23 protein-coding genes and 1 pseudogene are annotated in these 26,295 nt (G+C 58.5%); 7 read left to right on the forward strand and 17 right to left on the reverse strand.

All coding sequences use genetic code 11. From position 1 onward, the window contains the following. Positions 1–96 precede the first annotated feature (96 nt). On the reverse strand, positions 97–1,122 hold the full coding sequence (locus tag EAH74_RS11535) for a LacI family DNA-binding transcriptional regulator (protein WP_140678408.1): 1,026 nt from the start codon (positions 1,120–1,122) through the stop codon (positions 97–99). Positions 1,123–1,358: 236 nt separating this feature from the next. On the opposite strand from EAH74_RS11535, the gene EAH74_RS11540 reads away from it, so the two are divergent. The 3 genes from EAH74_RS11540 to EAH74_RS11550 all read left to right on the forward strand — a co-directional run bounded on the left by EAH74_RS11540 (position 1,359) and on the right by EAH74_RS11550 (position 7,427). Then, positions 1,359–2,225, forward strand: a complete 867-nt coding sequence (locus tag EAH74_RS11540) for a hypothetical protein (RefSeq protein ID WP_140678409.1) — start codon at positions 1,359–1,361, stop codon at positions 2,223–2,225. 313 nt (positions 2,226–2,538) lie between these two features. After that, positions 2,539–4,716 carry a hypothetical protein gene (locus EAH74_RS11545; protein WP_140678411.1) on the forward strand — a complete coding sequence of 726 codons (2,178 nt, stop codon included), beginning with the start codon at positions 2,539–2,541 and terminating at the stop codon, positions 4,714–4,716. A gap of 341 nt (positions 4,717–5,057) precedes the next feature. Then, a complete protein-coding gene (locus EAH74_RS11550; RefSeq protein ID WP_240050496.1) occupies positions 5,058–7,427 on the forward strand; it encodes an autotransporter outer membrane beta-barrel domain-containing protein in 2,370 nt (789 codons plus the stop codon). A gap of 148 nt (positions 7,428–7,575) precedes the next feature. On the opposite strand, the gene EAH74_RS11555 is transcribed toward EAH74_RS11550, so the two are convergent. The 6 genes from EAH74_RS11555 to EAH74_RS11580 all read right to left on the reverse strand — a co-directional run bounded on the left by EAH74_RS11555 (position 7,576) and on the right by EAH74_RS11580 (position 14,875). Further along, entirely contained in the window at positions 7,576–8,010 is a 435-nt protein-coding gene (locus EAH74_RS11555; RefSeq protein ID WP_140678414.1) for a hypothetical protein, read from the reverse strand. Positions 8,011–8,208: 198 nt separating this feature from the next. Beyond that, on the reverse strand, positions 8,209–8,832 hold the full coding sequence (locus EAH74_RS11560; RefSeq protein ID WP_140678416.1) for a LysE family translocator: 624 nt from the start codon (positions 8,830–8,832) through the stop codon (positions 8,209–8,211). Between the two features lie 51 nt (positions 8,833–8,883). Next, entirely contained in the window at positions 8,884–9,723 is an 840-nt protein-coding gene (locus tag EAH74_RS11565; protein WP_140678418.1) for an AraC family transcriptional regulator, read from the reverse strand. A 76-nt stretch (positions 9,724–9,799) separates the two neighbouring features. Then, positions 9,800–10,441: a DUF1345 domain-containing protein gene (locus EAH74_RS11570; RefSeq protein WP_140678420.1), complete on the reverse strand. Its 642-nt coding sequence runs from the start codon at positions 10,439–10,441 to the stop codon at positions 9,800–9,802. 163 nt (positions 10,442–10,604) lie between these two features. Continuing rightward, positions 10,605–13,703, reverse strand: coding sequence for an efflux RND transporter permease subunit (locus EAH74_RS11575; RefSeq protein ID WP_140678422.1), 3,099 nt, complete (start codon positions 13,701–13,703; stop codon positions 10,605–10,607). Between the two features lie 14 nt (positions 13,704–13,717). After that, a complete protein-coding gene (locus tag EAH74_RS11580; RefSeq protein WP_140678424.1) occupies positions 13,718–14,875 on the reverse strand; it encodes an efflux RND transporter periplasmic adaptor subunit in 1,158 nt (385 codons plus the stop codon). A 267-nt stretch (positions 14,876–15,142) separates the two neighbouring features. Here EAH74_RS11580 and EAH74_RS11585 point away from each other — a divergent pair, with 267 nt between their 5' ends. Together EAH74_RS11585 and EAH74_RS11590 are read left to right on the forward strand one after the other, a co-directional pair. Then, the gene (locus EAH74_RS11585) at positions 15,143–15,844 is read left to right on the forward strand and encodes a response regulator transcription factor (protein WP_074876325.1); all 702 of its coding nucleotides are present in this window, start codon (positions 15,143–15,145) and stop codon (positions 15,842–15,844) included. Positions 15,845–15,848: 4 nt separating this feature from the next. Next, a complete protein-coding gene (locus EAH74_RS11590) occupies positions 15,849–17,150 on the forward strand; it encodes an ATP-binding protein (protein ID WP_140678426.1) in 1,302 nt (433 codons plus the stop codon). 177 nt (positions 17,151–17,327) lie between these two features. On the opposite strand, the gene pncA is transcribed toward EAH74_RS11590, so the two are convergent. Genes pncA through EAH74_RS11610 form a run of 4 tightly spaced genes read right to left on the reverse strand, consistent with a single transcriptional unit; the run spans position 17,328 to position 19,869 of the window. Next, positions 17,328–17,957, reverse strand: a complete 630-nt coding sequence (pncA, locus tag EAH74_RS11595; protein WP_140678428.1) for a bifunctional nicotinamidase/pyrazinamidase — start codon at positions 17,955–17,957, stop codon at positions 17,328–17,330. Positions 17,958–18,007: 50 nt separating this feature from the next. Continuing rightward, positions 18,008–18,784, reverse strand: coding sequence for an anti-sigma factor family protein (locus EAH74_RS11600; RefSeq protein ID WP_140678430.1), 777 nt, complete (start codon positions 18,782–18,784; stop codon positions 18,008–18,010). Further along, positions 18,781–19,278 carry an RNA polymerase sigma factor gene (locus tag EAH74_RS11605; protein WP_201181516.1) on the reverse strand — a complete coding sequence of 166 codons (498 nt, stop codon included), beginning with the start codon at positions 19,276–19,278 and terminating at the stop codon, positions 18,781–18,783. The genes EAH74_RS11600 and EAH74_RS11605 overlap by 4 nt, the downstream gene beginning before the upstream one ends. Before the next feature lie 54 nt (positions 19,279–19,332). After that, positions 19,333–19,869: a tetratricopeptide repeat protein gene (locus EAH74_RS11610; protein ID WP_140678434.1), complete on the reverse strand. Its 537-nt coding sequence runs from the start codon at positions 19,867–19,869 to the stop codon at positions 19,333–19,335. Between the two features lie 206 nt (positions 19,870–20,075). On the opposite strand from EAH74_RS11610, the gene EAH74_RS11615 reads away from it, so the two are divergent. After that, positions 20,076–20,849, forward strand: coding sequence for a class I SAM-dependent methyltransferase (locus EAH74_RS11615; RefSeq protein ID WP_140678436.1), 774 nt, complete (start codon positions 20,076–20,078; stop codon positions 20,847–20,849). Between the two features lie 120 nt (positions 20,850–20,969). On the opposite strand, the gene EAH74_RS11620 is transcribed toward EAH74_RS11615, so the two are convergent. The 5 genes and pseudogenes from EAH74_RS11620 to EAH74_RS11640 all read right to left on the reverse strand — a co-directional run. Next, a complete protein-coding gene (locus EAH74_RS11620; protein ID WP_140678438.1) occupies positions 20,970–21,923 on the reverse strand; it encodes a D-2-hydroxyacid dehydrogenase family protein in 954 nt (317 codons plus the stop codon). A 13-nt stretch (positions 21,924–21,936) separates the two neighbouring features. Then, the gene (locus EAH74_RS11625) at positions 21,937–22,962 is read right to left on the reverse strand and encodes an alpha/beta fold hydrolase (protein ID WP_140678440.1); all 1,026 of its coding nucleotides are present in this window, start codon (positions 22,960–22,962) and stop codon (positions 21,937–21,939) included. A gap of 85 nt (positions 22,963–23,047) precedes the next feature. Beyond that, positions 23,048–23,482 (reverse strand): YqaA family protein, encoded by a 435-nt coding sequence (locus EAH74_RS11630; RefSeq protein ID WP_140678442.1) that lies wholly within the window; start codon positions 23,480–23,482, stop codon positions 23,048–23,050. Beyond that, complete coding sequence (locus tag EAH74_RS11635) at positions 23,482–23,928, reverse strand: DUF411 domain-containing protein (protein WP_140678444.1); 447 nt, start codon at positions 23,926–23,928, stop codon at positions 23,482–23,484. Before EAH74_RS11635 ends, EAH74_RS11630 begins: the two co-directional genes overlap by 1 nt. Positions 23,929–24,192: 264 nt before the next feature. Further along, a pseudogene (locus tag EAH74_RS11640) lies at positions 24,193–24,387 on the reverse strand (hypothetical protein); the annotation flags it as partial. Between the two features lie 312 nt (positions 24,388–24,699). On the opposite strand from EAH74_RS11640, the gene EAH74_RS11645 reads away from it, so the two are divergent. Next, on the forward strand, positions 24,700–25,230 hold the full coding sequence (locus EAH74_RS11645; RefSeq protein WP_140678446.1) for a hypothetical protein: 531 nt from the start codon (positions 24,700–24,702) through the stop codon (positions 25,228–25,230). Positions 25,231–25,279: 49 nt separating this feature from the next. Here the strand turns inward: EAH74_RS11645 and EAH74_RS11650 are convergent, their stop codons facing one another. Continuing rightward, positions 25,280–26,275: an aldo/keto reductase gene (locus EAH74_RS11650; protein ID WP_140678448.1), complete on the reverse strand. Its 996-nt coding sequence runs from the start codon at positions 26,273–26,275 to the stop codon at positions 25,280–25,282. Positions 26,276–26,295: the final 20 nt, after the last annotated feature.

Below are 26,295 nucleotides of genomic sequence, written 5' to 3' on the forward strand. Positions count from 1 at the left end.
AGGGCCTCTTCGCGAGCAGGCCCGCTCCCACACGGGTGTTGTGAGCGCCGTAGGTCCCTTGTGGGAGCGAGCCTGCTCGCGAAGAGGCCATAACTTTCACCGCAAATTTCCAAGGGTCGACCCACGCACAATCAACCGCGCCGAAAAATCCAGGGTCCGCACCGGCCCGACATCACCGCGCAACCGCTTGAGCAAACACTCGAACGCACTGGCGCCAATCTCAGCCGTCGGCTGGGCGAGGGCGGTGATGCCGCTGCCTACCAACGGATACCAATCCAGATCATCCAGAGCAATCAGGCCAACGTCCTCGAACAGATTGCACTGCAGTTCTCGCAACGAATGGGTGCTGGCCAGCGCAGCGATTCCGTTGGCGCAGAACAGCGCTTTCGGGCCTGGGCCTGGCGTTTCGAGGAAGGTTTTCAGTTTGGCGGTCAGCTCGCTGCCGGTTTCGACGAGGGTGCCGCGCAGGGTCGGGCGTTGTTCGATCTGCGTCTTGAAGCTGCTGACCCGCTCAATCCGCGAACTGGTGCCGTCAAACGGCTCGGTCACCAACAGCACATCGCGATAGCCGCGCTCTTCAAGGTGCGTGAGGGCGAGTTCGACCGCTGCCGGATTGTCCAGCCCAACCAGATCACTCTCCAGCTGCTCGACCTTGCGATCCACCAGCACCAGCGGCATTTCCCGATGCAGTTCACGCAATTCATCACGGTGATGGCCGAGGGTGTTCACGATCAGCCCTTCAATGTTGTAGGAGCGCAGCAGGGCCAGGTGCTGGCGTTCCTGCTCGTCATCGCGATCGGTGTTGCACACCACCAGGCTGTAGCCGTGCTGACGGCAGGCGGTTTCCACCCCGTGCATCACGGCAATCGAATAAGGGTTACGGATATCGGCCACCAGCATGCCGATCAGGCGAGTGCGCCCGCGCTTCAAGCCACGGGCCATCTGGTTAGGGCGATAGCCCAGTTCGGCAATCGCCTGCTCGATGCGCAGGGCAATGGCATCGGAGAGCAGGGCGCGGTCATCGCCGATGAAGCGCGAGACGCTGGCCTTGGAGACCTTGGCGTGTTCGGCGACGTCGAGCATCGTCACGCGGCTGCGCTGGGCGGCGGAGAAATCGTTCAAAGGTTCGACCTTTCTATTGGAATTATTAGGTTCGAGCACACCGCACTGAAACCGGTTTCAGGAAACTCCATTAATGGTCGTCCGTCAAGCAAGTCGTGCCGCGATCCACCGCGCTAAACGTTGATATTCCGACGAGCGGTCGCGATACCTGTCAAATATGACAGTAGGCGGCAATGAGATAAGCGGGTCTAATTTCTTCCATGCAAACCCAATTGCTCTGAGCCGGAGAACAGCAGATGGCTTCCACAACAAATGCCCAGATTGGTGTGTTGGCCCGACCGTTCACTGTGGAGGGAGTGGATCCAAGCGACCCGACGGCGCAGTTGCCGCCTGATGCATCGACCAATGGCGTGTACCTGAACATACCCCTGTGGGATTCGCCATCCATAGAGGCTGGAAACAGCGACTTATTGGAAATCTGGGTGCTGGAGCCGGGCGTTACGGATGAAACGCGTTTCTATAGCAATGCTTTTCCTGTCCCGGTAACAATTCCAGCACGGTTCCATCTGCCGCCACAGTACCTGCAACGTGAAGGTGAGATCAGCCTGCGGTACCGGGTGACATTGGGAGATAACGGCAACGAGGACACAGCGTTGCCACAACGGTTCACCTTGAAGCGTCAGGTGCCGACCAATTTGGCTAAACCGGTGTTCCCCAATGCAACACCCTGGGGGTACTTCCATTGTTGTTCAGTGCCGCGAATGTGGGTCGAATTATTAGTGCGCGTTCCGGCGCAACCCGGGCGGTTTTCCAAAGATGATGAGTGCGTGCTGGATTGGGAGGGTTTCTACACACTGAACGCCGTTAGAGCAATCCCCGGTACCGTGGGCCGGTTTGTAAAGACGCTAACTGAACAGGATGCCGACTCCCCCATCGGTTTCGATTTTGTTTTGGGGGCTGACAAATTTGAACAATACATCGCACCAATGGGCAAGAAAGAGCCAAGGCCAGATGGCACGACAGGTTCGGCGAAGGCAAGTTACACACTTTATCGCGGTGGAATTGCGATAGGCCGATCCACTGTAGGTCTGGCTAAGTTTGACCGGGTTGTTCCAGGTGAAAGCTTTCATTGTGATGATGAACATGACACCTGTAAAAAGTAGAAATGCTAAAGAACCAGAAGATGTGATTTGGAAGTAAGTGATTTGAATGCTTGAGGTTTTGATAGGTTTTATTGGCCGTAAACCCTGATTGACGCTGCAACTAGACGTTGTCGAAGCATGCCGCTTGGAAGGAAATCAGGGGAGTTGTAATTGGTAGATATTTTAACGCTCGTCCCGTACATCTTGTGCCGCTTCAAAGCCGGATTTTTTGCACTTGCAGTGCATGAAGCATGCAGCTGTTGTCGCGAAGCTCTCTGCCGGCTCAATAAGTAAGCGCAAGTCAATAATCAACGCTTGGCTGGAGTCTCTGAAAATGAACGTAAAGGCAAATATGGGCGGTGGCATTTTGGCTGTGACGCCGGTGATTGACGGTTTGACCGCCGACCGCAGGTTTACGTATGAGCAATTGAGGGTGGCGAGAACGTTCACCGTACAACTGACAACAATCACGGACCCGAACAGTGCTTCGGTGGAACTTCATTTTTTTACGGAAGCTACTTTACCCGCGGCCCCAAACTTCGATGATACGAACAAATCCAGCCGGGTCGGGAATCCCAAGTTGTTAGTCGATCAGCCAGGAGGTGTCTGGCCGGCAATTATTGAATTTACAGTCAGCCTCGATGATCGGGTCGGTGATAGAACCGATAGCCCGACTCTTGGGGCATTGATGGTGGATCGCTTCCATGCAACGGGCGACTACGCGCCCTATTACTTCGGGTTTGCGGTCTATGACGAGTTCGAAAACCCGGATACAACGGCCGTGGCTAACTTTGTACGGCCACTGGTGGACCTTACTGCACCGTATCAGGCTCAGCCGGGGCGGGGCAATGGCACAGGAACGCGGCCTGCGCTGGCGACAGTGCCCAATGTGATCATCAACGACGCCTGGCTCGCCGACCCTGCCAATGCCGGTGGTTTGAACGTGCCCGTTCCCACCGCCTACACCAAGTTTGAAGCAGGTTTGGACTTCATCAACTTCTACATTTCCCTGCGAACGACTTTTGCACTGATGCAAAGTGAGCTGCCGGCATTCAGCGGTGTATTACCCGCCAGTGGCATTATCAATATCTCGCTGGCCTTCCTGCGCGGGCTGCCCGAGGGGACGCACTATTACGCTTATAACCTTCGGGACTTGCCGGGCAATATCAGCAGCAACTCGCCCATTACCACCATGTTCCAGGTGGTCAAAGCCCCTGCACCTGTTCTGGCAGCACCAAGAATTCCTGTCACGGGCGCTGACGGCCTTACGCCGATTACCTTCGCGACCGTAAGAGACCCTGCGCCTAGCCGAGTGGTGATGGAAATTGATTTTCCGCTCAATTCGCTGCCGGGGGACAGGATTGTTCCGCACCTGCGTTCAGATTTCGATGATGTCTTTCTGCCGGAGCAGATGATACCGCCGGTTGGAACACCCGGCCCTCTGCGCTTCGTTTTGGATTATGAAAACGTCCTGGCGCCGCTTTTTGGCGACCCCAATAGCGCTGATGAAGTATTGATCGACTATACGTACGAGTTGGTGCGTTCAACGATTCCGGTGCCCCCTGTTTCTCCGGAGCGAACAGCGACTCTTGAATTCGCCTATGCGGGTCCAGAGCAACCCAACCTGCCCGGTGAGGACAACATCAATATCCCCCCGGTCGTGGTCCAAGGCGCGGGAACGCCAACACCCGCCCCCAACACACTGGGGCCACAGCAAGCCCTTTTGAACGCCACGATGACTTGGCCACTTTGGCTCGCAGACCCGGCCCGGCCGGTGACCGGGCGTGAGATTGTCACGTTCTACTATCAGGACAAACAGGTCGGAGCACCCATCCCGGTACGAGCTGGCGACACTGAGGTCACGACTACACTGCCGTGGGCGACGATTCTGGCAGAGAATAACGGTACTGGTGTGAACGCCCGAAAAGCCTATGTGACGGTCGGGTTCCCTGGCGGCGCCAATCCTATGAAACAAGCGGTTGCTACCAATGTTGACGTCACGGCTATTGTCATTAACTTGCCTGTGCCGCAAATGATTGTTTCAGGCTTCGGCACGACACCGGAGCGCGTGGCGACCGTGCTCAATTGTCCGAGCCTGAATCATCAATTGACAGTGGGGCCGCCACCAACTTATGAGCGCCGGGCCCTGCGGATCAGAGTCAGACGCGATACCAATATTCCCACCGGCGCGATGGTCAATCTGCGATTTGAGGGGCAGACAGCTAACACCGTGGGAGCTCCGGTGATTCCCAATACTCTGATCGAAGCGTCGTTGCCGATGCCGGCGACGGGTGATCTTGAGTTCCGATTAACCAATTACGCGGCCATGCGCGAGATTCAACTGCCTCCAGTGCCACCAGTACCGCCAGCAACCGTGCCGACGCGACCTGCTACCCGTTATGCGCGCATTGCGTATACCGTCAACGGAACGGAGTCTTCGGTGATCGTGCCGGTCGCGCTGCTGAACTCCAGCCTGGTGTACTGCGAAATAGAACGCCCGGAAGTACCTTGATCGGCATGTCACGTCAGTAATCCTCTCCATATGGGCGTAAGAACTGTCGCCCATATGGAGGGGTTGACGAACTCTCCTACATTGTTTTTTTTGAGTCATCACAACGACTGAGGACTTTTCATACGTCTCGCAGGATTAATCCTACATAACAAGGTGCGGATAAATAGTAGTCTGGCGGCCTTTCGATAGTCCGACTCATTAACTTCCGGAGTCGTTGACTTGTTTGTCTTGGAATGTATTAGAGCGGGAAATCCAAAATGACATTACAGTCAGTTAGTTGTTTAAAACGAAAATACATCAGTCTTTGGGTGTCTTCGTCCTTGTTCGCCATGAGTGCGTCAATGACGCAGGCAGCCATTGTTTTACCTGGGGGCAACCAGACACTTGATAACACCACTGCACAGGATTTCTGGCAGCTTGGAGACAACGCTACGCTAACAGGCACGGGGGCTATCACCTTCGGTATAACAAGTAGTGCCGGCGGTGTCATCAACCTGACCAACTCGACGGCTACTTCTTCGGGAGAAGGTGGGCTGACCAGAGGTATTGTGTTAACCAATGCCAGTGCGACACTGAACAATTCAACCGTTATCAGCACCAACGACATCGGTATATCCGCCGTACGCAACGTGGCAGTCCCTAGTGGTTCAACCGTAACGCTAAATAACGGCAGTGTTGTTCGCGGTTTACTGGGTGGTATTGCGGGTAATCGTTTCAGCGAATTAAACCTTAACAACTCCACAGTGCAAGGTACCGGGGCGAACAGTTTCGGTGTACGCCTGCTTGAGGGAACCCTCAATGCCAGCAGCACCACGATTATCGGTGGCCGGGACGGGTTGACGATTGGTACCGACTCACTCCCGACAGCGTTAGTTCCTTCGACGATTACTTTGGACAGCACGCGGGTGGAGGGCTCGACTGGCTCAGCCATTGTTGTTGGCCTGAACAACTCGCTCGTACCGACCTCGGCAAACCTGATGGTCCGTAACGGGTCGACGCTGATCGCGGGTAATGGCACCCTCGTGGCCATCAACAATCGCGCCACGGCCAACCTGGTGGTGGATAACAGTGCGTTGAGTGGCAATGTTGTGGCCACTTCCGGAAGTACCGCTAACGTCACGTTGCAAAACAATGCATCGCTGGTCGGTAACTTGCAAAACGTCAATACCGCGACTCTCAATAATCAGGCGCGTATGACCGGCAATGTCGTGGGTGCATCCAGTCTGATCATCGACAATGCTTCAACACTTGTCGGTGACCTGGAGAGTGTCGCCAGAGTGTCGATCAATAACCAAAGCAACATGACCGGCAATGTGACCGCTGCGCCAGGCAGCGTTTCCACGCTGACATTGGATAACCGTTCTGTACTCACTGGTCAGATCAATAACGTCGCCAGCCTCTCGATCAATAATCAGGCCCTGTGGCAGATGACCGACAGTCAGTCGGTCAACAGCCTTGCACTTAACGGTGGTCGTGTCGGTTTTGGCACTAACGCGCAATACTTCCAACTGAACGTCGCCAACCTGTCTGGCAGCGGTACGTTCGAGATGGGTACTGACTTCAATACGGGTACCAGCGACCTGTTGAACGTCACGGGCAGCGCGGCCGGTAGTCACCAGTTGCTGGTCGCCAGCAGCGGCGCGGATCCGGTGGTTGATACACCGATCAAAGTGGTGCAAACCGCCGGTGGCAGTGCTCAGTTTGGCCTGGCCAATGGGCCGGTTGACGTGGGCGCCTTCACTTATGGTTTGGTCCAGGAAGGCAATGATTGGTATCTGCAGCCGAACAAAGACCAGGTGAGTACCCCGACGCGTTCGATATTGGCGATATTCGGCACCGCGCCTACCGTGAGCTACGGCGAGATGGTGTTGCTGAACAACCGCATGGGGGACTTGCGGGTCAATGGCGGCCAGACGGGCGGCTGGGCTCGCACATTCGGCAGCAAATACACCATCAGTAACAATGCGTATGGGGATGGCTATACCCAAAACCAATACGGTCTGTCGATCGGTGTCGACACGCCGGTACAGATCGCCGGCGAGAAAGTATTGCTCGGTGTTTTTGCCGGCTACAGCCAATCCAGCCTGGACTTGAAGCGCGGTAGCTCAGGGGACATCGGCAGCACATCGCTGGGTGTTTACGGCACCTGGCTGGGCGACAGTGGTTACTACCTGGATACGTTGGCCAAACTCAATCACTTCCGTAACAAGGCCGACGTTACCGTCAGCGATGGCACCAAGACCAAAGGCAACTACAACAACTTAGGTGCCAGTACGTCGGTCGAGTTCGGCAAACACATCGAGTTCGAGAACGGTTACTACATCGAACCGTTCACTCAGTGGCAAGCGGCAGTGGCACAAGGCAAAGAATTCAGTCTGGACAATGGGCTGAAGGCGGACGCCGATACCACGCGTTCCTTGCTAGGCAAGGCAGGTGTGACCTTGGGACGCGGTATGACGCTGGCCAATGGCAGCAAATTGCAACCGCATATTCGTGCAGCGGTCGTCCAGGAATTTGTCAAAAACAACGAAGTGCGAGTCAACGATAGCAAGTTCAATAATGACCTGTCCGGTACTCGATTCGAAGTTGCCGCCGGGGCGTCCTGGACATTAAACGACCGTTGGCAGTTGCATGCCGAACTAGACACCAGCAAAGGAGATAACGTAACCAAAGACTTTGGTGTGAATATGGGGGCACATTACAGTTTCTGACCCTCGGCGCAGGAACAGGCAGGTAGTGCCAGACGCCCAGTGCATTGCATCGGGCGTTTTTATGTGTGTGCAGAATGAGCTGGACTAAAAAGTCAGAAAAAAAGGGAAGCAATAGCTTCCCTTTTCAATGGCTCTGTTGCAGGGCCGCTTACGCCTTCAACACCTGAAAGTTACCTTTCACAACAAAGGTCTTGCCATCACTGTCAGGCACTTCTACTTCTACTTCTACTTTGAAACTACCGGCCATGTTTTTGTCGTCAAGGGGCGGGTTGAGGGTGATCTCACCGGCGACGCTTTCATAAATTTTGTCGTCGATTTTTAGACCGAAGGACACTAAAGGATTGTTCTGAACGTTATAAGTCTGCGGCGCAAGAGTGGCGGGAATGCTGATGTAGATTTCCCGAAGCGGATTGTCTTTTACTCGCTCAATGGCCGTGAGCAACAGAGCTTCTTCGCTGCCGATTTTGATTTTTTCAATCAATCGCGAAGTGGCAATAAATTCCGGGAAGTTACTGTTGCCCTGAGCTGAAGCGGTGACAAAATTTCCTTCAGCAAAGCTGACTCGTTTAACGACTGCGTTCATGGATTCGCTCTCCGTTATTCGTGAAGTAAGTTATCCAAAGTTCGGAAAGGATAGCCTTACTCTGGATGTCACATAAGAGCGTGCTTCGGGGCTCTTGTAAACTGTCATGCTTGACAGTTTACAAGAGGTCGTATCTGTGAGTGTGAAGTGCTTTTAAGTTGATTGGGGAAGTGATTAACGCCGTTATAGCGATGTCGTCTATATCATTAACAGCGGTAACCAGACTGCACCTAAAAGGAGAATTCCCATCGCTCGGTTGAAATACTTCTGCGCGTGGGGGGAACGTAGCCGAGTACCCACCTGAACGCCCACTACCGCCCAAGCACCCAGGCAGGGAAGGGCCACCAGAAAAAAGATCACGGAGAGCTGCAACACCGCGGTGCTTTTCTCACTGTCGCCTGGCACAAATACACTGACCACTGCGAGCGCCATCATCCAGGTCTTGGGATTGATCAACTGCAGGGCAGCAGCATCCACCGAGCCTGGTCGTCGTGGCTGCACGGACGGTTTTTTGGTCCGAACCATTGAGTCGAGCGGCGCGCAAAAAATCTGCCAGGACAGGTATGTCAACCAGACACTGCCGATTACCTGCGTCGCCGTTCCAATTCCCGGGTATGTATTCAGCACTTTGCCAAACCCGCTGCCCACCAGCCAGACAATCATCGCGGCACTGATACAGGCACCGAAAATTATCGGCAATGCGGCTTTGAAACCGTACCTCGCGCTATTACTCAGCACCAAAATGTTTGTTGGCCCCGGCGTAATGGAGGCGACGAAAGCGAACAGCAAAAATGGCAGCAGCGTAGGGAAGGTGGACAACATGGCAGCGGACTCCGTGAATGATCTCAGGAGCCGATCCTCACAAAGTCCGGATCATGCGTCTGGAAGATTTGAGCAGCGCTTGCGATACAACGCCGGTGTCAAACCATAAGCGCGGACAAACCAGCGCCCCAGATGACTCTGATCGGCAAACCCAAGCTCCATCGCCACCGTCGCCGGTTGCTCGCCACGGGCCAGCAATCGCCGGGCGGTTGCCAGGCGTAATTGCACGAGGTAGGCGTGGGGTGCCATGCCATACGCAGCCTTGAAGGCGCGGGTAAGGCGAAAGCGATCGACGCCCGTTGCGGCGGCTATCTGGTCGAGGCCGATATCAAAACGGGCATTGGCGTGCAGGTACTCCCGAGCCTTCTGTGCCACCAGCGGCAGGCGCGGATCCTCGCCATAGCGGGCGCGCCAGTGCAGGTGGCTGGTCAGGCGTTCGAGCAATCCGTCGAGGGCGGTCTGGCGGACGATTTTCAGCTCACCGTGATGCAGGGTTTGAAACGCCAGGCTGGTGGCGTGGGCGAGTCGCGAGTCGCTGGCCAGGGTGTTGGCGAAACTCAACTGGCTGTTGTCGGGGGCATTTTCGAAGACTGCACTGAGTTCACGTTTCAGCCACTGCGGGTCGAGGTACAGCATGCGGTAGGTGAAACCGTCTTCAGTCGGCGCTTCACCGTCGTGGATGTCACCCGGCTCGAGCAGAAACACCTTGCCCGGCGTGCTTTGGTGCTTTGCTCGCCGACAGTTAAACTGCTGAACCCCTTGTTCGGTTACGCCCACCAGATAGCTGTCATGCCAGTGCGGGTCGTAGGCATGGCCTTCGAAATGCGCGCGCAGGGTCTCGATGCCGGTGTCGGCGTCCTGGGCCAGGTCGATCCAGTTGTGAGTCGTCATGCTGCACCTGTGAGACGGATAGCCGACTTATTTAACGCCCACGCCGAGCATGATGACTAGAACGTTTGTGCAGGGATCAGTTGAACAGTCCCGCTGCGATGTTGATCGAGAACCCGAGAATGGCCGTGTTGAACAGAAAGCCGATCAGCGTCTGCGCCAGGACAATCTTGCGCAAATCCCGAGTTGCCACGCCAACATCGGACGTCTGGACCGCCGCGCTGATGGTGAAAGAGAAATACAGGAAGTCCCAGTAATTGGGCGTTGTCAGGCCTTCAGCAAAACGCAGTGCGGGGTCTTTGCCGCCCCAGGTGTAGAACAGACGGGCGTAGTGCACGCTGAAAATCACCCCGATCAGCAGCCATGAACCGATCACGGTCAATGCAGTAAAGCCGTAGTGCAACAGTTTGCGGGTCGTTTCCAGTTCCCTGCTGCCGGCCAGTTCAAAGGCGATGGTCGCCAGGCTCGCTATTGCGGCGATGCATACAACAAACAGCACCAGCCCGGCGTTTTCGTCTTCGACCTCGGCAATGCGTTTCACATCCGGTGCTTTGGCACGCGCGGTGAGCCAGAGCATCAGGACCAGGTAAGCCCAGACGCCGGCGTTCCAGCCGAAGAGGATTTTGCTGATGATCGAGTCGGCTGGAGTCAGAATGCCCACGGCAATGCCAAGCGCGGCGGCGGAGGAGAGGCGAGGGTGGGTGCGGGCGAGGAGGGGCATGTGAACTCACAGAAACAGAAGTATCCCCACCATAGCCCAGGTGAGCGCGCTTTTGTAGGAGCTGCCGAAGGCTGCGATCTTTTGAAGTCAAGGAGTGCTGTCGAAGGTCAAGATCAAAAGATCGCAGCCTTCGGCAGCTCCTACAGGGGACTGGTTGTGTGGGTTAGATTGTCTTATGGCGTTTGCGCACCCATTTCATCACCACCACAAAAAACACCGGCACAAACACCACCGCCAGCGTCGCGGTGATCATCCCGCCAATCACCCCCGTGCCGATGGCCTGCTGGCTCGCCGAACTGGCCCCGGTGGCAATTGCCAGTGGCACCACGCCGAGGATGAACGCCAGCGACGTCATCACAATCGGCCGCAGTCGCAGGCGCGCGGCTTGCAGGGTGGCGTCGATCAGGTCGTGGCCTTCGTCGTACAGGCTCTTGGCGAACTCGATGATCAGGATCGCGTTCTTCGCCGACAGCCCGATGATGGTGATCAGCCCGACCTTGAAGAACACGTCATTGGGCATCCCGCGCAAAGTCACGGCCAGTACCGCGCCGAGCACGCCGAGCGGCACCACCAGCAGCACCGAGGTCGGAATCGACCAGCTCTCATACAACGCGGCCAGACACAGGAACACGATCAGCAACGACAAACCGAGCAAAATCGGCGCCTGACTGCCAGACAGGCGTTCCTGCAGCGACAACCCGGTCCATTCCTGCCCCAACCCCGCCGGGCCAAGTGCAACCAGTTGTTCGATTTCCGCCATGGCTTCGCCGGTGCTGTGACCGGGTGACGGCTCACCGGAAATGCTGATCGCCGGGTAGCCGTTGTAGCGAGTCAATTGCGCCGGCCCCTGAGTCCACTTGGCTTGGACGAAGGCCGACAACGGCACCATTTTCCCGGCGCTGTTGCGCACGTGAATCTTCAGCAGGTCGGCGACCTGACTGCGCTGATCGCCTTCAGCCTGCACCACCACCCGTTGCATCCGCCCCTGATTGGGGAAGTCGTTGATGTAGGCCGAGCCGACAGCGGTGGACAGCACGTTGCCAATGTCGGCAAAGGACACGCCCAGCGCGTTGGCCTGTTTGCGGTCGACGTCCAGTTGCACCTGCGGGGCTTCGGCCAGGGCGCTTTCGCGCACGTTCATCAGGATCGGACTTTTCTCGGCAGCAGCGAGCAATTCACTACGCGCCTGCATCAACGTGGCATGACCGAGGCCGCCACGGTCCTGCAAGCGGAACTCGAAACCGCTGGAGGTGCCAAGGCCATCCACCGGCGGCGGCAGTACCGCAAACGCTACGGCGCCCTTGATCTGGCTCAACGCGATGTTGGCGCGATCGGCAATGGAACTGGCCGAGTCGTCGCTACCCCGGTCAGACCAGTCTTTGAGCGTGGTAAACGCCAACGCGGCGTTCTGCCCGCTACCGGAGAAGCTGAAACCGAGAATCACCGTGCTGTCACCGACGCCGGGTTCAGTGGCGTTGTGGGCTTCGATCTGCTCGACCACCTGCACTGTCCGGTTCTTGCTTGCACCTGGTGGCAACTGAATGTCGGTGATGGTGTAACCCTGATCCTCCACCGGCAGGAACGAGGAAGGCAGTCGACTGAAGCACACGCCCAATCCGATCAGCAGTACGCCGTAGATCAGCAGGTAACGGCCCGTGCGTTTCAGCGCATAGGCGACCCAGCCTTGATAACGCTCGGTCAGTTGCTCGAAACGCCGGTTGAACCAGCCAAAGAACCCGCGTTTCTCGTGGTGCTCGCCCTTGGCAATCGGCTTGAGCAGCGTCGCGCACAGTGCCGGGGTCAAGGTCAGGGCGAGGAACGCCGAGAACAGAATCGAGGTGGCCATCGACAACGAGAATTGCCGGTAAATCACCCCGACCGAACCCTGCATGAACGCCATCGGAATGAACACCGCGACCAGCACCAGCGTGATACCGATGATCGCCCCGGTGATCTGCTTCATCGCCTTGCGCGTTGCCTCTTTGGGCGACAGGCCTTCAGTGGCCATGATTCGCTCGACGTTTTCCACCACCACAATCGCGTCATCCACCAGGATGCCGATCGCCAGCACCATGCCGAACATGGTCAGCACGTTGATCGAAAACCCGAGCGCCAACATGGTCGCAAAGGTGCCCATCAGCGCCACCGGCACCACCAGGGTCGGAATCAGCGTGTAGCGGATGTTTTGCAGGAACAGGAACATCACCGCGAACACCAGCAACATCGCCTCGCCAAGGGTGTAAACCACCTTGGTGATCGAGACTTTGACGAAGGGCGAGGTGTCGTACGGGATCTTGTACTCGACGCCCGCCGGGAAGTAGCGCGCCAGTTCGTCCATCTTCGCCCGCACCAACGTGGCAGTGCTCAAGGCATTGGCGCCCGGCGCCAATTGCACGCTGACGGCGGTCGACGGTTTGCCGTTGAGGCGCGTGGAGAACTGGTATTCCTGACTGCCGATCTCGACACGCGCCACATCTTTGATGCGCACGGTGGAGCCGTCGGGATTGGCTTTCAGGACGATGTCGGCGAATTCTTCCGGCGTCGACAACTGGCCTTTGACCAGAATGGTCGCGGTGATTTCCTGGGTGGTGCGGGTCGGCAAATCACCGATGCTGCCGGCCGAGACTTGAGCGTTCTGCGCGACGATGGCTGCGTTGACGTCGGCCGGGGTCAGGTTGAAACCGATCAGCTTCTGCGGGTCGATCCAGATCCGCATGGCCCGTTCGGCACCGTACAGCTGCGCCTTGCCGACGCCGTCCAGGCGCTTGATTTCGTTCATCACGTTGCGCGCCAGGTAATCGCTGAGCGCCACGTCGTCGAGCTTGCCGTCGCTGGAGGTGAGGGTGATCAGCAGCAGGAAGCCGGCGGAGACTTTCTCCACCTGCAAACCCTGCTGTGTCACCGCTTGAGGCAGGCGCGACTCGACCGCTTTCAGGCGGTTTTGCACATCGACCTGAGCCATTTCCGGGTCAGTGCCCGGCTGGAACGTCGCAGTGATGGTGGCACTGCCAAGGCTGCTCTGGGATTCGAAATACAGCAGATGGTCAGCGCCGTTGAGTTCTTCCTCGATCAGGCTGACCACGCTTTCGTCCACGGTCTGCGCCGAAGCACCAGGGTACACGGCGTAGATTTCGACTTTCGGCGGCGCGACGTTGGGGTATTGCGCCACCGGCAACTGTGGAATGGCCAGGGCGCCGGCCAACAGGATGAACAGGGCAACCACCCAGGCGAACACCGGGCGGTCGATAAAGAACTGCGGCATAAAAAGCGTCCTGCTTACTGACCAGAAGCCTGGGCAAGTGGAAGAGGGGTGTCGTCGATCTGCACTTTTTCGCCGGGACGGGCGTGCTGCAGGCCTTCGGTGACGATGCGGTCACCGGGCTTGAGGCCGCCGGTGACGATCCAGCGATCGTTCTGCACGGCGCCCAGTTCGACCGGTTGCTGGCCGACCCGCTGTTCAGCGTCGAGCAACAGCACGTGGGCGATACCGGCACTGTCACGCTGAATGGCCCGTTGTGGCACGCTGATGCCTTGTTGATTGACCGCTTGCTCCAGACGCACGCGCACGAAGCTGCCCGGCAGCAAGTCGAGGTCCGGGTTGGGGAATTCGCTGCGCAGAATGATCTGACCGGTGCCGGGGTCGACGGTGATGTCGGCGAACAGCAACTTGCCGGGCAACGGATAGAGACTGCCGTCGTCCTGGATCAGCGTGGCTTTGGCCTGGTCCTGACCGACCTGCTGCAACTGGCCGGAACGGAACGCCCGGCGCAGGTCGTTGAGTTCGCGGGTCGATTGGGTAAGGTCGGCGTGAATCGGGTTCAGTTGCTGAATCAATGCCAGCGGCGTGGTTTCGTTCTGCCCGACCAGTGCGCCTTCGGTCACCAGCGCGCGGCCGATGCGCCCGGAGATCGGCGCCGTGACCGTGGCGTAACCCAGGTTGAGTTTCGCCCGTTCCACGGCGGCTTTGTTCGCGGCGACGTCGGCAGCCGTTTGCCGGGCACTGGCCCGGGCGTTGTCATAGTCCTGACCGCTGATGGCATTGCCTTCGATCAACTGCGCGTAACGCTGCTCTTGCAGGCGCGCCTGGAACGCATTGGCTTCAGCCTTGCGCAGCGCCGCTTCAGCGCTGTCCAGGTCTGCCTTGAACGGCGCCGGGTCGATACGGAACAACACTTCGCCTTTTTTCACATCACTGCCTTCACGGAACGCCCGTTGCAACACCACCCCGGCAACCCGGGCGCGGACTTCGGCAATGCGTGGCGCGGCAATCCGCCCGCTCAGTTCACTGGTGATCGACAGGGGGCTGGCGTGGATGGTTTCGATGCGAACCGTGGCCAGAGGCGTCTGTTCTTCGGCCGTCGAGGCCTTCTCACAAGCGCTCAGCATCACCGCCAGTGCAATCAGGCTGAGCCTGGCAAGCAGATTCTTTGACATGTAATCCCCCAATAATGACCCCCCGCATCCTACGGGGAGGCGACGAGGGTAGCGGTGAAGCTTTGTAGGCGCTGTGTGAAATTGTGTAAGGGTTTTACTCAGGCACGGGCGAGGGCGTATATCCTTCACGCCTCGATTTCTATTGCGACTGTTAGATTGCTTTCGCGAGCAGGCTCGCTCCTACAGTTGAAATGCGGTCCCCTGTGGGAGCGAGCCTGCTCGCGAAAGCGGTCTGTCAAACGCCACTGCACTTTCTGGAAACACCCCATGCCCAACATCCTCCTGGTCGAAGACGACACCGCGCTCTCCGAACTGATTGCCAGTTACCTGGAACGCAACGGCTATAGCGTCAGCGTGATCAGCCGTGGTGACCATGTGCGCGAACGTGCGCGGGTCAATCCGCCGGACCTGGTGATCCTCGACCTGATGCTGCCGGGGCTCGATGGCCTGCAAGTCTGCCGCTTGCTGCGCGCCGATTCGGCCACGTTGCCGATCCTGATGCTCACCGCCCGCGACGACAGTCACGATCAGGTGCTGGGTCTGGAGATGGGCGCCGACGACTACGTCACCAAACCCTGCGAGCCGCGCGTGTTGCTGGCCCGGGTGCGGACTTTGCTGCGGCGCAGCAGCCTGATTGAACCGCAGACGGCCAACGACCGCATTCTGATGGGCAATCTGTGCATCGACCTGTCCGAGCGCACCGTGACCTGGCGCGAGCAATTGGTCGAGCTGTCCAGCGGCGAATACAACCTGCTGGTGGTGCTCGCTCGGCATGCCGGCGAAGTGCTCAGCCGCGACCAGATTCTGCAGCGCCTGCGCGGCATCGAGTTCAATGGCACCGACCGCTCGGTGGACGTGGCGATTTCCAAGCTGCGGCGCAAGTTCGACGACCATGCCGGCGAGGCACGCAAGATCAAGACCGTGTGGGGCAAGGGTTACCTGTTCAGCCGATCCGAGTGGGAATGCTGAGTCGATGTTCAGAATCCTGTTTCGCCTGTACCTGGTGACCATCGTTTCATACAGCGCGGCGATCTATCTGGTGCCTGACGTGGTGATCAAGGTCTTCCAGGAGCGCTTTGTCACCTACAACCTCGATTATTCGCGCGGGCTGCAAACCCTCATCGTCAAACAGTTTCATGCCGTGCCCCCGGAGCAGTGGCCGGCATTGGCCGCGGAGATGGACAAGGAATTCAAGCCGCTGCACATCGTCCTGACCAGTAACGACGATGCCGATTTCACCCCTGATGAGCGCGAGCGTTTGCAGCGTGGCGAGAACGTCGTGCGCATTGGCGACTGGGGCTGGCGCACCCTGGCGGTGTCGCCGCTGAACGAGCGGACGGTGGTGGAGATGGTCGTGCCGCCGGACCCGATGGACGTCAGCCTGTTGTACTGGAGCATCAACGTGCTGATCGGCGCAACGATGCTTGCCTGCCTGTTGCTGTGGCTGCGCCCGCACTGGCGCGACCTGGAACGCCTCAAAGGTACGGCTGAGCGTTTCGGCAAGGGCCACTTGAGCGAGCGCACACAGATTTCCCAAAGCTCCAACATCGGTAGCCTGGCCAACGTCTTCGACACCATGGCTGGCGATATCGAGAACCTGCTCAACCAGCAGCGGGACCTGCTCAATGCCGTCTCTCACGAGTTGCGCACGCCCCTGACACGACTGGACTTCGGCCTGGCGCTGGCGTTATCCGACGATTTGCCCGCCGCCAGCCGCGAGCGTCTGCAAGGTCTGGTCGCGCACATTCGCGAACTCGATGAGCTGGTGTTGGAACTGTTGTCCTATAGCCGCCTGCAAAACCCGGCGCGGCTGCCGGAGCGGGTCGAGGTGTCGCTGGATGAGTTTATCGACAGCATCCTTGGCAGCGTTGACGAAGAACTGGAATCCCCGGACATCGTTATCGATGTACTCCTGCACGGACAACTTGAACGCTTCGCCCTCGACCCAAGGCTGACTGCCCGCGCTATTCAGAACTTGCTGCGCAATGCGATGCGCTACTGCGAAAAACGCATTCAGATTGGTGTGCGGGTGTGTGCCAAGGGCGCTGAAATCTGGGTGGACGACGATGGGATCGGTATTCCGGATGAGGAGAGTGAGCGGATTTTCGAACCGTTCTATCGGCTGGATCGAAGCCGGGATCGGGCCACTGGCGGGTTTGGTCTGGGGTTGGCAATCAGTCGTCGGGCGTTGGAAGCTCAGGGCGGCACGCTCACCGTTGAAGCATCGCCGCTGGGTGGGGCACGGTTCCGTTTGTGGTTGCCCACCTCAGCCTGACGCACTCTATGTAGCAGCTGCCGAGCCTGCGAGGCTGCGTTCGAGCCGGGGTCGCGCCCGACCGAAGATCTCGCCAACCCGGCGGCTGCGGTTTTCCTGGAAGAACGGGGTGCCTGACTTTACGACTGCTTCGCAGCCGGACGCAGCCTCGCGCTGCTCGACAGCTGCTACAGGGAGTTAACCTGGCACTTCGGTGGATTGAATCAATCCAACCTCAGCTCCCTGCATCCGATCGATCGCTGCGGCCAGTGAGCCGTCCAGATCAATCGCCCGGCACGCATCCATCACCACAAACGCGTTGAACCCTGCCGCCCGCGCATCCAGCGCAGAGAACATCACACAAAAATCGAGTGCCAGCCCAACCAGATAAACCGTGTCGACACCGCGTTCCTTCAAGTACCCGGCCAAGCCCGTGGTGGTCGTTCGGTCCGCCTCCAAAAACGCCGAGTAACTGTCGATGTCCGGATTGCAGCCCTTGCGGATGATCAGTTGGGCGTGGGGCAAGTGCAGATCCTTGTGCAACTCGGCACCGGGTGTGGCCCGCACGCAATGGTCCGGCCAGAGCGTCTGTTCGCCGTAAGGCAGTTGAATGATGTCGTAAGAAGCGTGGCCCGGGTGGCTGGAGGCGAACGAGGCGTGTCCGGCCGGGTGCCAGTCCTGGGCGATGATGACTTGAGTGAACCGGGCGCCGAGGCGATTGATCAACGGGACGATCAGGTCCCCTTCGGGTACCGGTAACTGGCCGCCGGGGATGAAGTCGTTCTGTACGTCGATGACCAGCAAAGCAGTGCGTGAAGAAATCGGCATGGGAAGGTTCCTCCTTGGAATTGAGACGCCGAGCATAGTTCCAAACTGGATCACGCGCTCAGCCGACTTCTCAACAATTTCGCCATGTCCTCCAGATCTGCCACCGGGTGATGCCCGATCAACATCCAGGCATGTTGCATGTCAGCCCAATAGACAATGTTCATTCCGTACCGGCGCTCCTGGGCGAAATGCCGACTGCCGCTGTTGGAGCGAGTGACGCACAGCGCCATGGGGCCGTGCGCCGGGTCCAGGTAGGTGATTTGGGCAATGGCGACGCCATCGTACTCGAGGATTTGCGCGCGCTTGAGCTCGGAGCGTGGCAGGGCCAGTTGCTCCGGCACAAGATTCAGGCCCAGACGCGCATCGATGGTCCGCAGTTGCGCTCGCTGAGCGGCTTCGTCAGTGGGCAAGTGGTCCAGGGTTTGCGGCACGTAAAGCGACATGTACTCGGCCACCAGCCCGCGCCAGTTTTCCTTTTGCTGGCTCAACTGCCAACCGAGAAACAGCCGATCCGCCACCACACCACTCACCACCAACCCGGCGGCCGCCGCGAGGAACCAGCGCCGATTCATGGCCGGGCGTTCAGGTGAAGGCAAGGTGTCGAGCATCGATTGCAAGCGGTCCACGGGCGCCTGGCGACCCAACTCATCGTAGGCCTCCTTGAACGGCAGGCTGCTGCGGGCCAGCCATTGCAGGCGCAGGTTGAGCGTCGGGTCCTCGGCAATGGCCGCGTCGATGCGAGTGCGTTGTTCGCTGTCGAGCTGGTCGTCAAGGTAGGCCACCAGTTGTTCATCCGAAGGTATCGTCGGGCGTGCGTGATCGTTCATCGACGTTCTCCAGTTGAAGGGTTCGGCACGGCGTGCAACGGCGGGTACTCGGCCAGTTTCGCGCGTGCAGCGGCCAGGCGACTCATGACGGTGCCGATGGGCACGTCCAGCACGTCGGCCACTTCGCGGTAGGACAAACCTTCGACATAGGCGAGAAACACCGTTTCCCGTTGGGCTTCGGGCAGGGCATCCACACGCCTGATCACCTGAGCCGCGAGGACATGGGTTTGCGCCGCGTATTCACCGTCGAACGACAAGGCGTTGTCGGCATCCACCAGCCCCTGTCCGTGACGCACTCTTCGGGAGCGAACTTCGTTGAGCCAGATCGAATGCAGAATACTCAGCAGCCAGCGGTCCATGCGGGTGCCCGGGACAAACTGCCCGGCACGCTCGAGCGCCCGTACGCAGGTCGCCTGCACCAGGTCTTCGGCGACATGCCGTTGCCGGGACAACAGCAAGCCGTAGCGCCATAAACGCGCCAGGTGCTGGCCCAGCTCTGCCCGTATTGCCTGATCGCTGGCGATGGCGACCTCCGTCTGCTCGGTGTGTCAGGTTTTCGATGAATCGTTGATGGCTTCGGCCAGGTCCTGGTATTCCTCGCAGGTGGTGCTGCCGCAGATGGATTTGATCTGCTGCAACTGTTCCTGAGCGAGGTCCAGCCGACCTTTGATCACATACGCTTCACCGAGGTATTCGCGAACTTGCGCGTAGTGCGGGTCAAGTTTGACCGATTGCAGGTAATAACCGATGCCTTCGTCGGTGCGCCCCAGTTTACGCGTAGCGTAGCCGCGATAGTTCAAGGCCTTGGCGGTGTTTGGTTGTTTGAGGGTGTCGAGCAAGGCCAGCGCTTCCTCATAACGACCGTCCTTGGCCAGGCGATAAGCGTAATCGGTGCGGTCGGCGTCCGGTACCAGACTGCTGGTTTGCTTGAGGCATTTTTGCGACCGGGAGTCGAAGACCTGCCCTTTGGGGCAACTGGGTCTTGCAGGGGCGGCATCGCCACCACCATTGGCAAACGCCAGCGAACTGGACAATGCGACTGCCAGCAACAACTGGACGGTTAACACAGCGAAACGGGTTTTCATGGGCGATGCTCCACAGGTTAATTCGCTTCAGTTCGTACCACGCCCCGGCTTCAGGTTTGGGTTTTTCATGGGCAATTCTCAGGGGCGATGTAAGGTGAACACCACAGGGTGAACAATTATTCATTACTTTCTGGCGGTCTGTGCAAGGAAAGCTCAAATCGAGGCGCTATGCTCGACAGCATTCGTTGTCGATCTGGAGCACGGCCATGAAAGATCAGGTCCATCACTCGGCGGCCGCTGGCTATAAAGCCGGCGCTGATACCTACGTTCGCGGTCGTCCGGATTATCCGCCGCAAGTGGCCGATTGGCTGACGGGCACCCTTGGTTTGAACGCGGACAAAGCCGTGGTTGATCTGGGCGCCGGCACTGGCAAGTTCACCGGTCGGCTGGTGGCGACCGGTGCGCAAGTGATTGCGGTGGAGCCGGTGGCGCAGATGCTCGAGAAATTGTCCGAAGCCTTCCCCGACGTGCTGGCCGTCAGCGGTACCGCCATGGACCTGCCGCTGCCCGATGCCTCGGTAGACGTGGTGATCTGCGCCCAGGCCTTTCACTGGTTTGCCAGCACCGAAGCGCTGACCGAAATTGCCCGTGTCCTCAAACCCGGCGGCAAGCTGGGGTTGGTGTGGAACCTGCGCGATGCCCGGGCGAGCTGGGTGCCGAAACTGGATGCGATCGTCAATGCGCTGGAGGGCGATACGCCGCGCTATTACACCGGGGCCTGGCGACAGGCGTTTCCGCATCCGGCGTTCGGACCGCTGCAGGAACAGCGCTTCAGCCATGGCCACACAGGTTCGCCTGAGGATGTGATTTTCAATCGCGTGCGCTCCACCAGTTTTGTGGCGGCATTACCGGCGGAGGAGCGGGCGAAGGTTGATGAGCAGATCAGGGCGCTGATCGCGGCGGAGCCTGACCTGCGTGGCAGAGACGTGGTGACGGTGCCTTATGTCACGGCGGCATTCGTGGCAGTGAAGAGCAGTTAGTCGGTAGGGAGGCCATTCGCGAGCAGGCTCGCTCCCACATTGATTTTGTGAACGACACAGATCAAATGTGGGAGCGAGCCTGCTCCGGGCGGCGTTCCGACGAAGAACGATGACGCGGTATCAGCTCAATAGCCGAATCGGCTCTCCCGCAGACCAGGCCTGAATGTCCTCAATCATCTGCGAAAAGAACTGGTGATAGTTCTGCTGGCTGACATACCCGACGTGGGGCGTGGCCAGCACATTGTCCAGGGTTCTGAACGGATGATGAGGCGGCAAGGGTTCCTGCTCGAAGACGTCAAGCGCAGCACCGGCCAGTCGCCGTTTCTGCAACGCCTTGATCAATGCGGACTCATCGACAATCGGACCGCGCGCCGTGTTGACCAGCAGCGCCGTGGGCTTCATCCAGTCCAGCGCCTGGGCGTCCACCAAGCCTCGGCTACGATCGCTGAGCACCAGATGGACCGAGAGCACATCGGCCTGTTCGAACAGTTCCTGTTTACTGACGTAGGTCACGCCGATTTCGGCTGCGCGTTCGGCGGTCAGGTTCTCGCTCCAGGCAATCACCCGCATGCCGAACACCTGACCGAACTGGGCAACGCGAGTGCCAATGCTGCCCAGACCCAGGATCGCCAGGGTCTTGCCGTGCAGGTCGCCACCCAGGCTTTGCTGCCATACACCTGCGCGCAGGGCGTTGGCTTCGACCACCAGGTTGCGGGTCGCCGCCATGATCAGCGCCCAGGTCAGCTCCGGCGCGGCGTGCTTGTAGCTGTCAGTGCCACAAACCTGGATACCCTGCGCGGCGGCGGCTTTCAGGTCCAGGGCAGCGTTGCGCATGCTGCCGGTGACCAGCAGCTTGAGTTTCGGTAAGCGCCGCAGCAGGTCCTCGTCGAACCGGGTGCGTTCGCGCATCACGCAGATCACCTCGAACTCGCCCAACCGTGCCGCCAGGGTGTCGTTGTCGGCAGGGTAGTCATGGATGAAACTTACCTGGCCGATGGGGTCCAGAACCGACCAGTCCACCACGTCACGGGCCACGTCCTGCCAGTCATCAATCACCGCAATCTGCACTGCCATCAGCCTCACCTCATCAATGAACGGGGTTGGTTTTGTTCAGCCAGGCGAGCAGGGCCTGGTGGAATTGCGCCGGTTCTTCCATTTGCGGCGCGTGGCCCATGTCGGGGAACTCGACCAGCGTCGACCGGGGAATCAGTTTCGCCACCTGCTTGCCGAGAACGTCGTAATGACCGAGTTTTGCCTTGACCTCGGGCGGTGCGATGTCGCTGCCGATGGCGGTGGTGTCGGATGTACCGATCAGCAGCAGGGTCGGCATCTTCAGGTCCTTGAACTCGTAGTACACCGGTTGGGTGAAGATCATGTCGTAGATCAGCGCCGAATTCCACGCCACCTGCGTATGCCCCGGTCCTTTGTTCAGCCCGGCGAGCATGTCTACCCAGCGATCGAATTCCGGCTTCCAGCGGCCGCCGTAATAGGTGTTGCGTTCATAGGTGCGGATGCCGTCGGCGGTGAGTTTCAGCTCGCGCTCATACCATTGATCAACCGTGCGATAGGGCACGCCGAGGGCTTTCCAGTCTTCCAGGCCGATGGGGTTGACCAGTGCCAGTTGTTCGACTTGATCGGGGTATTGCAGCGCATAACGGGTAGCGAGCATGCCGCCGGTGGAATGCCCGAGAACACTGGCCTTTTGAATGCCGAGGGCCTTGAGCAATTGCTGGGTGTTGGTCGCCAGTTGCTGGAAGCTGTACTGATAATGGTCGGGTTTACTGGAGGTGCAGAAACCGATCTGGTCCGGGGCGATGACCCGGTAACCGGCCTCACTCAAGGCCTTGATCGAAGTGTCCCAGGTGGCACCGCAGAAGTTTTTGCCGTGCATCAGCACCACGCTGCGTCCATTGGCCTTGCCGTGGGCGGCGACATCCATGTAACCCATTTGCAGGGATTTGCCCTGGGACTCAAAGGCGAAATGCTTGACCGTGTAGGGATACTCGAAACCTTGCAGCTGCGGTCCGTATTCCGGGCCTTCGGCGTGGGCGATGACAGGCAATGCAGCGGTCAGCAGCAGGCCGGGCAGCCAGCGGGAGCGGGTGAGGGACATGGGGGAACTCCATTGGAAATCGGCCGATGCTGGATCGGCATGATTAGGGCGACATTAAACACAGGCAATCGCCGTGGATGATCGTTCAACCCATCCAGCCCACTGTGGCCATGGCCAACACACCATACCGGGCGCCTTTGGCAAGGGTCACGATCAGCAGGAATCGCCCCAGCGGCTCGCGCATCACGCCGGCCACCAGGGTCAGCGGATCACCGATCACAGGCACCCAGCTGAGCAGCAACGACCAATGACCGTAACGCTGATAATGGACTCGGGCTTTTTCCAGATGGCGCGGGCTGACCGGAAACCAGCGCCGATCACGAAACCGCTCGATGCCGCGCCCCAGCCACCAGTTCACCAGCGACCCCAGAACATTGCCCAATGTCGCCACGGAGAGCAGCGACCAGAGCCAGTACTTGCCGCTGAGCAACAGCCCCACCAACACCGCTTCGGACTGCAAGGGCAGCAAGGTTGCCGCACCGAATGCGGCGAAGAACAGCCCGATGTACGCACCGAACATCAATGGGCGGGGTAGTCCGCCACCACTACGTCAGTGCCGTCTTTTTTCAGACCGATCACTTGATACGCATCGCTCATGCCGTCCATTTCCATGCCGGGTGAACCCATGGGCATGCCGGGGGCGGCAACACCCAGCAGATCGTCGCGCTTGCTCAAGGCCAGCACCTGATCGGCGGGGACATGACCTTCAACGAATTTGCCGTTGATCAAGCCGGTATGGCACGACGCCAGACGCGGAGGCACACCGTGCTGTTGCTTGAATTCGCTCATATTGGCTTCGACGTGATCGTCGACTTTGAAGCCGTTGGCCTCCAGGTGGCTGATCCATTTTTTGCAGCAACCGCAATTGGCATCGCGGTGAACTTCAATCGGGATCAGCTCGGCGGCCTGGGCCAGGGAGGAAATGAACAGGGCGCTCAGGGCGACCAGACGCAGGTGGGTTCGCATGGGGAATCTCGTTTTCGAATTGCGGCCAAAAAAATGCATTCTGACCATTTTAGCCAGCATCGAGGCAGGAGATTGTTTCGAAGTAATACGAGTTTCAGCAGCCACGCATTCTTTGTAGCAGCTGGCGAAGCCTGCGTTCGGCTGCGAAGCAGTCGTAAATTCGGCTTACGCGGTCTGGCTGATGCACCATGAGCTCTGATTTTGCGACTGCTTCGCAGCCGAACGCAGGCTTCGCCAGCTGCTACATGTCTGAACTCAAAAAAGTTAACGAACCTTGAACCGCCCCATGATCGCACTCACACGACTGTTAGCTTCCAGCAGTCGTTGGGTGTTGAGCTCGCTGGCCTGACCGCTTTTCACCCGTTCTTCGACCATGTGGCGGATTTGCACCATGCTGGGGTTGATCTCTTCGGTCACCGCGCTTTACTGCTCGGCGGCCGTGGCGATCTGGGTGCTGAGGCGACCCGGCAGGACGGTGTCGATGGCGGCGCTGTCGAGGTGTCGTAATGGATACAAACTAACTAACCAACAGGTTAGTAGTACATATTTAGTGTCTGTAGCACTTTCTAAAGTAATGCATAGACCAATGAAACAGGGCGCTTGCCCGGTTGTGTCGTAAATGTACGAGAATTGTAAAAAGTCGGAAATAATTGTTGGTGTGGCTAGTGGCCAGGCTGATACTCGCCCGCTCTAAACCAGGTTAAACAAGGAACTTTTTATGATCGCCTTACATGGACGTCTGCATCAGGTAACGCAGTCGGGAGTTCGGTCATGACTATCGGCTATACCGGGGCCTGGACGGCCAAGGCAGGTTTACTGGTCCAGGACACGGGGGGCGGCAAGCCTGTGACGCACAACGCCAGGGTCAAGCAGATGCTGGCATTGGTGGGTACCAATCCAACTTTGCTGAACACCGCGAAAATGGATGAACAGAAACTGCACAGGAACATCAAAGGTTTCGACCCGGAAAATGTCACCGCCAAACAACTGGGCAATCTCAGCGCCTTCTTGAGAGGTAAAGGCCTGATTTCCGATATTACGTCGATGACGCTAATGAATGCTGGTGACAAGTTTGACCGGTTTGGGGTTCAGAAAGACCCGGATGCGAAATTCAACGCATTGGAGTATTTCGCCACGCAACTGGACACTATTCAGAACAACAGTATCAGGGGTGACAAGTACGCTGTGGGCCTGATCCCGGAATACAAGACGGCGATCTACGTGCTGCAAAATTTACACACTTACGGCAAGGGTAACGGCACGACGGTGCCGACCGACAAGGGCGTCAGCTCCAAGGCGTGACGCCCGATTGTCCTGGCCCACTCAACCTGCCGAATGGGCCAGGTGTCGGTTACCGGTCAAGTAACTCCATGACTTCTTCCGGGTAACGTAAACCGGCCGTGGCATTGGCCGGGAATATCGCTTCCAGCGCTTGCAAGTCTTCGCCGCTGAGCTTCACATCCAGCGCGGCCACATTTTCTTCCAGGTATTTACGCTGTTTGGTTCCCGGAATCGGGATCACGTAATCACCCTGAGCCAGTACCCATGCGAGCGCCAGTTGGCCGGCGGTCACGCCTTTTTCTGCAGCCAGGTCCTGCACTTGCCGCACCAACAACAGGTTTTTGGCGAAATTCTCGCCTTGAAAACGCGGGCTGAAGCGCCGGTAGTCGTCTGCTGCGAAATCATCAGGGCTTTTCAGCGCTCCAGTGAGAAAGCCACGACCCAAAGGACTGTAGGGGACGAAGGCGACCCCCAGGCGCTGACACGCAGCCAGACAACCGTTTTCCTCCTGATCACGACTCCACAACGAATACTCGCTCTGCAGCGCACTGATCGAATGAACCTTGTGTGCCCGCTCAAGCGTCGCGACCGAGGCCTCGCTCAAACCCAGGTACCGAACCTTGCCGGCTTTCACCAGGTCGGCCATGGCGCCGACGGTTTCCTCGATGGCCACCTGCGGATCGATGCGGTGCTGGTAGTACAAGTCCAGGGTCTCGACACCGAGGCGCTTGAGGGTGCCGTCGATAGCGGCGCGAATGTACTCCGGTCGGCCGTTGACGCCTCGCGCAACCGGATTGCCCGGGTCGCGGACGATGCCGAACTTGCTGGCCAGAAACACCTGGTCGCGTTTACCGACAATGGCTTTGCCGATCAGTGCTTCGTTGGTGTGCGGGCCGTACATATCGGCGGTGTCGAGCAGGTTGATCCCCAGCTCCAGCGCGCGGTGCAGAGTGGCCGTGGCTTCGCGGATGTCCACGCCAGTCGTGTAGAAATCGGTCATGCCCATGCAGCCCAGACCCATCGCGCTTACTCGTGGACCGTTTTTGCCCAGTTGACGTGTTTGCATGAAATCATCTCCCTGTGAAT

The sequence above is a fragment of the Pseudomonas mandelii genome (genome assembly GCF_006438925.1).
Lineage (GTDB): Bacteria > Pseudomonadota > Gammaproteobacteria > Pseudomonadales > Pseudomonadaceae > Aquipseudomonas > Aquipseudomonas mandelii_C.